The sequence below is a fragment of the Parabacteroides sp. CAG:2 genome (assembly GCF_000436315.1).
In the GTDB taxonomy this organism is placed as follows: domain Bacteria; phylum Bacteroidota; class Bacteroidia; order Bacteroidales; family Tannerellaceae; genus Parabacteroides; species Parabacteroides distasonis.
In genome coordinates this window covers 81,626-91,182 of the sequence record NZ_FR885305.1, presented here as the reverse complement: position 1 = coordinate 91,182, position 9,557 = coordinate 81,626, and the positions used below count along the sequence as shown (strand labels likewise).

9 protein-coding genes and 1 riboswitch are annotated in these 9,557 nt (G+C 46.4%); of the genes, 3 read left to right on the top strand and 6 right to left on the bottom strand.

Going from position 1 to position 9,557, the window contains the following annotated elements:
• Nucleotides 1-187: sensor histidine kinase (locus QVP94_RS11760; RefSeq protein WP_288213259.1), on the top strand; the 187-nt coding region annotated here is incomplete at its 5' end.
• Here the strand turns inward: QVP94_RS11760 and QVP94_RS11755 are convergent.
• Entirely contained in the window at nucleotides 138-2,096 is a 1,959-nt protein-coding gene (locus QVP94_RS11755) for a biosynthetic peptidoglycan transglycosylase (RefSeq protein ID WP_022192670.1), read from the bottom strand. The genes QVP94_RS11760 and QVP94_RS11755 overlap by 50 nt on opposite strands.
• A 112-nt stretch (nucleotides 2,097-2,208) precedes the next feature.
• Here QVP94_RS11755 and QVP94_RS11750 point away from each other — a divergent pair, with 112 nt between their 5' ends.
• Together QVP94_RS11750 and QVP94_RS11745 are read left to right on the top strand one after the other, a co-directional pair.
• A complete protein-coding gene (locus QVP94_RS11750) occupies nucleotides 2,209-3,207 on the top strand; it encodes a 2-hydroxyacid dehydrogenase (protein ID WP_005857013.1) in 999 nt (332 codons plus the stop codon).
• Between the two features lie 101 nt (nucleotides 3,208-3,308).
• Nucleotides 3,309-4,145: a patatin-like phospholipase family protein gene (locus tag QVP94_RS11745; RefSeq protein ID WP_022192669.1), complete on the top strand. Its 837-nt coding sequence runs from the start codon at nucleotides 3,309-3,311 to the stop codon at nucleotides 4,143-4,145.
• Between the two features lie 40 nt (nucleotides 4,146-4,185).
• On the opposite strand, the gene thiC is transcribed toward QVP94_RS11745, so the two are convergent.
• From thiC to QVP94_RS11720, 5 genes are all read right to left on the bottom strand, one after another.
• Entirely contained in the window at nucleotides 4,186-5,883 is a 1,698-nt protein-coding gene (thiC, locus tag QVP94_RS11740) for a phosphomethylpyrimidine synthase ThiC (RefSeq protein WP_009017432.1), read from the bottom strand.
• 11 nt (nucleotides 5,884-5,894) lie between these two features.
• The gene (locus tag QVP94_RS11735) at nucleotides 5,895-6,623 is read right to left on the bottom strand and encodes a thiamine phosphate synthase (protein ID WP_009017433.1); all 729 of its coding nucleotides are present in this window, start codon (nucleotides 6,621-6,623) and stop codon (nucleotides 5,895-5,897) included.
• A complete protein-coding gene (locus QVP94_RS11730; protein ID WP_005857009.1) occupies nucleotides 6,614-7,210 on the bottom strand; it encodes a thiamine phosphate synthase in 597 nt (198 codons plus the stop codon). Before QVP94_RS11730 ends, QVP94_RS11735 begins: the two co-directional genes overlap by 10 nt.
• A complete protein-coding gene (gene thiD, locus QVP94_RS11725) occupies nucleotides 7,203-8,051 on the bottom strand; it encodes a bifunctional hydroxymethylpyrimidine kinase/phosphomethylpyrimidine kinase (protein ID WP_022192668.1) in 849 nt (282 codons plus the stop codon). Before thiD ends, QVP94_RS11730 begins: the two co-directional genes overlap by 8 nt.
• Nucleotides 8,046-8,143, bottom strand: a riboswitch (TPP riboswitch). It overlaps the preceding gene by 6 nt.
• A gap of 103 nt (nucleotides 8,144-8,246) precedes the next feature.
• Nucleotides 8,247-9,476, bottom strand: coding sequence for a BamA/TamA family outer membrane protein (locus QVP94_RS11720; RefSeq protein ID WP_022192667.1), 1,230 nt, complete (start codon nucleotides 9,474-9,476; stop codon nucleotides 8,247-8,249).
• Nucleotides 9,477-9,557 lie beyond the last annotated feature (81 nt).

Here is a 9,557-nt window from a genome sequence, read left to right as displayed (position 1 = left end):
CTGCATTCCTCCCGAGGAGTTGAAACGAATCTTCCAGCCCTTTTACCGGGCGAGCAATACCCGGGAATACGCCGGGCATGGTGTCGGGCTAAGCCTCTCGCTACGCATATTGAACACCTATGGAGCGAAGGTGAATATTATTTCTGATCTAGGGGTTGGGACGAGCGTGGAGATCGACTTTGGGTAGCCGTCAGGTATTCTTTAGCCGGACCTGTTATTTCGACAGACTCCGGCGTTACCCCTACCGCCTCTTCCGAAGATATAAGTCCGCGATCTACCAAGCGATCCAGTATTACCCTGTAAAAATCCTCATAATACGGCTTCAACCGCAACCCGTCGAAGCAATAGCGGACCTGTTTGGGCTTGGGGATAATACTGGCCATAAAAATGCACTCGGCAAGGTTTAATTGGGAAGGTTCCTTCGCGAAATAATAACGTGAGGCCTCGGCGGCTCCATAAATCATGGGACCCCATTCGGCGATGTTCAGATAAACCTCAAACATCCGCTCTTTAGAGGTCAGATGATCGCTCTCGATCAGCCATACGATTAACATTTCCTCCAGCTTGCGGGCGATCGTCTTGTTACGGCTCAAGAATACATTCTTCACCAATTGCATGCTAAGCGTACTGCCGCCACGGGCGAAACGTCGTTCCTTGATATCTTGTATCAACGATTCCCGGATAGCGCTTGGAATAAAACCGTTGTGATAAAAGAAGCCGGCATCCTCACTCTGCATGATCGCTAAAGGAAGATAACGGGATACGGCGTTGAACGGGCGGAAAGAGGGATTCGCCGGACCGATCTCGAAAGAGCGTACCGGCTCGCCTTGCTCATAGACCGTATATTCAAATGGCTCATTCATCTTCCGCAAATCCGTATTCCCATAGGCAAGGATCTGGAAGTCCTTCGCTTTCAAGGTAGACTCCAAGATCAAGCTGTCTACCTGTCCGAAATCCAAATCCAATCGGAAATGATAGGAGAGGGTACCTTCTGTTCTCAGGCCTTCCAGATTGTAGAATAAGCCTTTAGGCAGGGAGGAGAACAGTTGATCCGCAGGGAAATCTCTTTTATTCACAGAGGCCGTGATTTGCCAACTGGTATCTTTAACGATCTTCAGATAAGGATGGAAATCCAGATGATTAAACCGGATATCACTGACGCTATCTAATTCGATATAGTTCTTACCGATGTTTGTCCGGAAGTGTATAGAGCCTTTATCCAGTAAGACCGTGTCCGGAGATATACGCTCTTGGTGGATGGTAAGCCCGCTCACATAGGCGCTTCCGAGTAAGGATTGTATGTCTTCTTCTATTTTAGGTCCCTTAAGCTCGAAGGCCAAGGTGTCGAAACGTACCGATGCCCCCCAACGATATTCCAGAAAAGGAAGAGGAATCTTCGTATGCTCGTCGGCGTAGAGACGGGCTTTCACGAGTCGCTCCTTATCAGAGAGAGAGCCTTCGCAAATCCATTCGCTACGAACTCCGTTCTCCGTGCTATTTATATGCGTAGAGAATTGATTGTTAGTAAGATTGAGTTCGGGTATCTCTAGTATTAGTTCATCTCCTTTATTACTATAAGAAACACATAAATCATGTACCAAGGCATTTCCGGGCAATAAATTGAAAAGGAGACTAAGGGAGCGTTCAGCCTTGCGTGCGTAATCCTGTTCCTTATCATCTACAGCTGTTTCCTCTGGCTCACCTAGGTGATTCGATGGTTTATAAAGGAAATCAAAATTAGCTCTCTCTCCCTTCTTAATAAAATGAATATGCAAATTATCCGCTTGTACACTCTCTATGGCAGGGGTAAGTAGCAATAATCTGCCAAGCTCCAGTTTCGCTTGAAGCCTGTCCGCATGTATCAACGTATCAGCATCAATCGGGATAACGGTCAATCCCTCCATACGTACGGTACTCAGCCCTATCAACCGGATATTATCATAGCGTATGTCAAGATGATGCCTTTCGGCAAGTTTACTCAATTTATGTCCCGCATACGCCCCTAAGATCAGGTCGATGCCCCAAAATGCCATAAACAAGAGAAAGCCAATAAAAATAAGAACTGCTATAAAAGATCTTTTATGGGATTGATTCATGCTCATCTATATTGTTACCCAGCGGACAAAAGTACTATAATTAAACGAATGGATTTCTTTTTCGATAAACAATCAAGGGCTTAATTTAGTTATATTAAAAAACTAAAGTTATATGGCGTATAAGATTGCGTTTTTTGGTGCTAAACCCTACGACATCGCTTCTTTCGATAAGATCAATGAGCGGTATGAGTTCGATATTCGTTACTATAAAGGACATTTGAATATCAATAATGTCGTCTTAACCCAAGGGGTAGACGCTGTATGTATTTTCGTGAACGACACGGCTGATGCCGCCGTAATAGACGCTTTGGTTGCCAATGGCGTGAAACTGTTGGCGCTTCGTTGCGCCGGTTTTAATAATGTGGATTTGAATGCCGCCAGAGGGAAATTACCGGTCGTACGCGTGCCGGCCTACTCACCCTATGCGGTCGCTGAATATACGTTGGCCTTGATGTTATCGTTAAACCGTAAGATACACCGGGCATACTGGCGTACGAGAGATGGCAACTTCTCCTTGAATGGCTTGATGGGATTTGATATGCATGGCAAGACCGCCGGTATTATCGGTACCGGAAAGATCGCCAAGATATTGATTCATATCTTAAAAGGATTGGGGATGCGTGTATTGGCAAACGACCTGTATCCGGATGAGAAATTCGCCAAGGAGGAAGGGATCACCTATGTCTCTTTAGACGAGTTATACAAAGAGTCCGATATCATTTCCTTGCATTGCCCGTTGACTGACCAGACTCGTTATCTGATCAACGACGATTCGATCGCCAAGATGAAAGACGGCGTAATGATTATCAATACGGGACGCGGGTTACTGATCCATACCAACGCCTTGATCGAGGGATTGAAGACCAAGAAAGTATCCGCCGCTGGATTGGATGTCTACGAGGAGGAAGGAGACTATTTCTACGAGGATAAATCGGATAAGATTATCGATGATGATGTCTTGGCCCGTCTACTCTCGTTCAACAATGTGATCGTTACTTCCCATCAGGCGTTTTTCACGAAAGAGGCTCTGCATAATATCGCCGATACTACCTTGCGGAACATCAAGGATTTCGAGGAAGGCCGTCCCTTAGTGAACGAAGTGACCAAGTAAATTCTAAAAAGGAACTATTATTTATCGCTGATTTATTATATTTTTGTGGCCATTGCTTGGTGGGAACCCAGCAATGGCTTTTTTAATTCAGAGGTATATATATGGAAATAGATAGTCAGACAGGTTTGGTGTTGGAAGGTGGCGGAATGCGTGCCATATTTACGGTGGGAGTATTGGATTATTTTATGGATCATGATATTTGGTTTCCTTATACGATCGGAGTATCGGCGGGCGCGAGTAACGGAATCTCGTATGCTTCCCGCCAGCGGGGACGCTCTCGTTTTAGCAATATCGACCTATTGAAGAAATATAATTACATAGGTCTTCGTCATTTCTTACGGGGAAGGGGATATATCGATCTGAATTTCTTGTTTTATGTCTATCCGGATTTGTATTATCCGTTGGATTACGATACCTATTTCAAGTCCAAGGATCGGTTCGTTATGGTCACGAGCAATTGCTTGACGGGTAAAGCGGAATATTTCGAGGAGAAGAAAGATAAGAAACGTTTGGTGGATATCTGTAAAGCATCTTGCACATTACCGATCCTCTGTCCAATTACGTATGTAGACGGGATACCGATGGTCGACGGAGGCGTATGCGACGCTATCCCTATCCGACGGGCTATCGCCGACGGCTTCTCCAAGAACGTCATCATCCTTACCCGTAACAAAGGCTATCGGAAAGAAGAGAAAGATTTTTACCTTCCCGGCTTTATTTATAACAAATACCCGGCGATCCGGAAACAGTTGCGACTACGATACCGGCAGTACAACGAGGTCTTGGATTACATAGACCAACTGGAGGCCGAAGGAAAAGCCTTCGTCATCCGTCCGCAAAGCCCGATTAAAGTCGGCCGTACCGGAAGCGACACAAAGAAACTGGAAGAACTATATGAGGAAGGCTACAAATGCGGAAAACAAATCACTCAATTGTAGAGACGGGGCATGCCCCGTCTCATCCCCTCAAAACAGTATTTTATTTACAACCTTGCAAATCCTTACTTAACCGCATAGCGCAGAAATTAGGACCGCACATCGTACAGTACTCTCCATCCGTAACAGCACTCTCCTTATAATACTGTAAAGCCCTTTCCGGGTCCAAGGACAAATTGAACTGGTCTTTCCAGCGGAAATCAAAACGTGCCTTGCTCAACGCGTTATCACGTACTTGAGCGCCGGGATGCCCTTTCGCCAAGTCAGCGGCATGCGCCGCTATCTTATAAGCGACCACCCCATTACGCACGTCTTCCTTATTCGGCAATCCCAAATGCTCCTTCGGCGTAACGTAGCAGATCATGGCCGTCCCATGCCAAGCGATTTGCGCGCCACCGATAGCCGACGTGATATGATCGTATCCGGGAGCGATATCGGTCGTCAACGGGCCCAGCGTATAGAACGGCGCTCCATGGCAGGCATACTGTTGTTCCTTCATATTCTCATGGATCTTATTCATGGGAACATGGCCCGGGCCTTCGATAATCACTTGCACGAACTGCTCCCAAGCTATTTTCGTCAGTTCTCCCATCGTGTGAAGCTCGGCGAATTGTGCTGCGTCGTTCGCGTCATAGATAGAACCGGGACGAAGCCCGTCTCCGATAGAGACCGCCACGTCGTATGCCTTCAGTATCTCGCAGATCTCGGCGAAATGCGTGTACAGGAAGTTTTCCTCGTCATGAAGCTGCATCCATTTGGCCATGATCGATCCGCCTCTGGATACGATCCCCGTCAGGCGAGTCGCCGTCAGCTCCACATGCTTGCGCAACAAACCTGCGTGGATCGTGAAATAATCCACGCCCTGTTCCGCCTGCTCGACCAACGTATCCCGATAGATCTCCCAAGAAAGATCCTCTACCTTGCCATTCACCTTCTCCAAGGCTTGATAAATAGGAACCGTACCCATCGGAACCGGACAGTTACGGATAATCCACTCGCGCGTCTCATGGATATGATCGCCGGTAGAGAGATCCATCAACGTGTCGCCGCCCCATTTACAACTCCATATCGCCTTCTCGATCTCCTCGTCGATACCGGAGGAAAGAGCGGAGTTACCGATATTGGTATTGATCTTTACCAAGAACTTCTTACCGATAATCATCGGCTCGGCTTCCGGGTGATTGATATTCGCCGGGATGATCGCGCGACCGGCGGCGATTTCCTTGCGGACGAACTCCGGCGTGATATACGACTTCAGTCCCAAAGCCTCGATTTGCTGGTTCTCACGAATCGCCACGTACTCCATTTCCGGAGTGATAATGCGCTTCTTCGCATAATACATCTGGGTGATATTCTTACCCTCTTTAGCCCGGAAAGGCAAGTATCGCTTGGGGAAACGCAGGGAATCCAGAGTCGCGTCCGCCAATCGCTCACGACCATAAGCGGAAGTCAATTCCGGCAATTGAACCACATCCTTACGCTTACCGTACCACTCCTCACGTATACGAGGAAGTCCTTTAGCGATATCAATCGATATCTTGGGGTCGGAATACGGGCCGCTCGTATCGTAAACGATTACCGGATTGTTCTTCTTGAAGATTCGTTCTCCATGCTCATCCAAGGTTACCGTGTCCAACAATTTAATCTTACGCATACCAACCTTGATCTTATTGATCTCGCCCGGGACATAAATCTTTTCCGAGGACGGATAGGAAATACGCATATTCTTTTTAGTAGCCATATGTATTTAGTTTAGTACTTATTGATTTCCTCTATAAACCGGCGGGTTTCCTCCACGGGATCGGGGGCATTGATAATCGCGCCCGAAACAGCGATTCCGGTTATACCCGTCTCCATCAAAGGGCCTACGTCTTCCAGCGTAATACCACCTATCGCAAAGATAGGAATATCGATGCCAGCCTCCTTGCATTGAGCGATTATTTTACGATAACCATCCAAGCCTAAGATGGGACTCAAATTCTTCTTGGTACCCGTAAAGCGATACGGCCCTAGTCCGATATACGAGGCGCCTCGTTCTACGGCCAGCCGGATATCCTCAAAAGTATTCGCCGTAGCCCCGATATAGAAGATGGCATTGGAATCTAACTTGTCTCTCAGTACTTCCCAAGCGATATCCAAGGGCATATCATTCTTACCCAGATGACAAGCCGTAGCGCCACATGTCACGGCAGCCTCCAGATCATCGTTTACGCAGAAATCCACGATTCGCTCACATTCTTCCGCGCAGATAGTGGCACATGTACGTACGGTATCCTCATAAATCCCATCCTTCATGCGCAACTGTATCCATGAGCACCCTCCTTGGATTGCCATGCTTACCTCGTCGCATTCCGTATATTTAGGCGTACGATGCGTTATAAACATCAAGCGATTGTTTCCACCAAAAGGGGGGCGTAATCCGGTTGTTCTCCGACCGACTCTTCCATTCTCATCATATCCGAAATAATAATTTAAGGCCATACTTGTAATCGTTTGAATTGTTTTATGAGTTGATCCGCAACAAGAAGGGAGGGATCGTTTCCCCAAAGGGCCCCGAGAACGGCGACACCGCCGAAGGGGATATCTTTTAATTTCGTTATTGTCCGCGGGCAGATTCCTCCCAAGGCAATCACCTTATCATCGATGATGCCCTTCGCGTTTCGCAATCCATCTAAGGAGAATCCGCTACCATATCCTTCTTTGGATATACTCTGAAAGATCGGGCTAAGGAACACATAGTCGCATACCGGTTTATACTCGATAATCTCTTCCAGACTATGGCAAGAACGACTTATACTACCTTTATATAAAGGTGGAGCTTCCGGGTTCCTCTTGTTCAAATGGACTCCTCCTAAAGCCCTTTCTTCTGCCAAGGTAAACCAATCATGAAGAACGATCCTGTCGTAATAAGCCGGAGAGATCTTATCCAATAAGCCCTCCAATTCATCACGTTTACAATCCGGTTTACGTAGATGTAAACGAGACATTCCTTCTGCGAATAGAAGTTCGATCAAAGAAGCTTCATCCGCGAAAAAATAAGGTGTAGTAATTACGACCAGCTTATTCATGATTCCATCGGATTTTATGAAGGGCAGAGGGTGAGAAGAAGTGGTTTACAGGTCCGTGCCCTTTTCCCATGCATACATTCGCCCCGTGAACGAGCGCGTTATTCATATATTCCTTGGCTAATCGTACGGCTTCCACCAATGAATGGCCGAGTGCCATATAAGCGGCGATGGCGGACGATAGCGTACAGCCTGTTCCATGGGTATTGAAGGTCTCCACTGTTGGCGAGGCCAGACAAATCGGATTATTCTCATTGATAAATAACCGATCCACCGTTTCTACTCCGGGAATATGCCCCCCTTTGATCAATATAGCGTTACATCCTTTTTCCTGCAATTTCCGGGCGGCACATAAGATATCCGCCTCGTTATTGATTTTTATACCGGAAAGATATTCCGTCTCGGGAATATTCGGAGTAAGCAGTGTCGCTTTAGGGAACAACTCATCAATGATGGTTCGGATGGCGTCATCCTCCAATAATTTACTTCCGCTCGTGGATATCATCACTGGATCTAAAATGATAGAAGTCTGTTGGAAGGAAGATAAAGTTTCAGATACGACCTTTACGGCATCCTTGTTATGTAGCATCCCTATTTTTACGGCATCTACGATGAAATCCTCAAGAATAGCTTCGATTTGTTCTCTCAAAATCTCGGGAGAGATCGCTTGGATCCCTCGCACTCCCTGTGTGTTTTGAGCGGTTATAGCCGTTATCGCCGAGGCTCCAAAAACCCCCAGCGAGGAAAAAGTCTTAATATCCGCTTGTATTCCGGCACCACCGCCACTATCAGAGCCCGCGATCGTTAAAGCTACCGGATAACGGTACATTTCATTTTTATCCATCTAACATTCGTTTTTCTTACGGCGGCATTACCCGCATCAAGTAGTAAGGGTATGATCTCAGCCCATATAGTATGGCACCCCTTCGACGGCGCAAACTTAGTGAAAAAAATCGATATTAAGATATTTCCGGCTTTTAAACGATAATTTTAACGCAAGGTTATACTTCCATAAATCGTAGACGGGAGCCTTCTGGTTTTAGAAGGCTTCCGTCATATTCATATAAACCGCCATCCCTTTTTGGTTCGGGTCTTTGCCTACGTCTAGGCGGAAGTTCTTGCCGGGTTGCATTTGGATACGTAAGCCTACGCCATAGTTGAACTTCCATTTATTCCAGTCTACGATAGGAGCGTTTCCGATCGTACCCGTGCCGACCCAGCCAACAAAACCACACTTCGCCCAGAAATTACCGCTCTTATATTTCTCCACGCTGCCGAACATATGACGATACTCCAGAATCCCATACGCCATGGTCTTGTCACGGTACTTGCCCCAATAGTATCCGCGAAGATCGAAAGGAGAGCCAAACGAAGGAAGCTCCGTAAAAGGAACGTTTCCCACACCGATTTGTGTCTTGGCGATCCATGCCAAGGTGCTACGAGGACGAAATACTTGCTGGAATTGGCGGTATTCTAACTCGAACATCTCATAATTATATGCACCGCCTAAATACTTTCCATACACTTTAGCGATCGCGCTTAGTAACATACCGGAACTTGGGGTCGCCACGTCATTTCGTGTATCGTATTGAATCAAGCCGCCGACACCGATATTGACATAATCTCGTTTGAACTTATTGAAATAAGGATCTTCGGCCATCACCGGGTTGATATCATCTGATTTGCTGAAATTAATATCAAAAAGAGGACCCGTATATAAATGAGGCCTAACTTCCCATACGAAACGGGGATATAGTTGGATAGAACTCTTATGGAATTTCGTTGTCGAATCGCTTTTCTCGATTTGCTCGATCGTCTCATAGCCTTTCCCGAAATAATGCGAAGGTTCGTTCCGATAACCGTAACTGATATAAATACGGAAGCGATTCTCGTTGAAGAATAAGGTACCGGCACCGGCAAAAACGAACGTCCCGTTTAAGGTGATGTTAAATCCCGCAGGGATAAACGATCGCTGGGATATCGTATCATTCTTGTTTAAGCGAAAGCTAGCCAAAACCGCGCCACCTACGCCAAAGGAGGCTTCCGGCGTGTAAGACGGTCCGCCAAGGATAGACCACCAGATCCTTTTGTTGGCCCGTATGGAGTCTTTATGTAATTGTTTATGATAACGTTGTATTTGCTTTTCGGTCATAGGCTTACCGTCCAGCATCAGCACTTCTTTCGGAATCGTGTCATTGGAAATACCTTGCGCCTTTACGGAAAAGGCGAATAGAAGGCAGGCCATATAAATTAAAAGATATCTAAACATTATTTTAATCAATATTTAGAGGGCAAAAGTACGAAATCCTCCTAATATGTATTCTTAAAGAATCCCTAATAAAAAAGAATA